This is a genomic window from Burkholderia sp. Bp9142 (genome assembly GCF_003853415.1).
In the GTDB taxonomy this organism is placed as follows: Bacteria; Pseudomonadota; Gammaproteobacteria; order Burkholderiales; family Burkholderiaceae; genus Burkholderia.
In genome coordinates this window covers 1-272 of record NZ_QTPP01000125.1, presented here as the reverse complement: position 1 = coordinate 272, position 272 = coordinate 1, and the positions used below count along the sequence as shown (strand labels likewise).

Here is a 272-nt window from a genome sequence, read left to right as displayed (position 1 = left end):
GATCTGACCGCACAAGCGTCTACATTCGAACAACGCTCGAACGACCTGCTGTCGACGATCCGCGAATCGCATACGGGGCTGCAGACGCAACTGGCCGCACGCGACGAAGAACGCCTGTCGGCATGGAACGGCTCGCTGGCGGCTATGGCGACGAAGCTCGGCGACGAATGGCAGCGCGCAGGCGTGCACAGTGCAGGCCGTCAGCAGGAAATCTGCGACGCGCTTGCACGGACGACGCGCGATCTGACCGCACAAGCGTCTACATTCGAACA

The 272-nt window shown here is 62.9% G+C and carries 1 pseudogene; it reads left to right on the top strand.

Going from position 1 to position 272, the window contains the following annotated elements:
* Positions 1–272, top strand: a pseudogene (locus tag DIE22_RS37955) (DUF802 domain-containing protein); the annotation flags it as partial.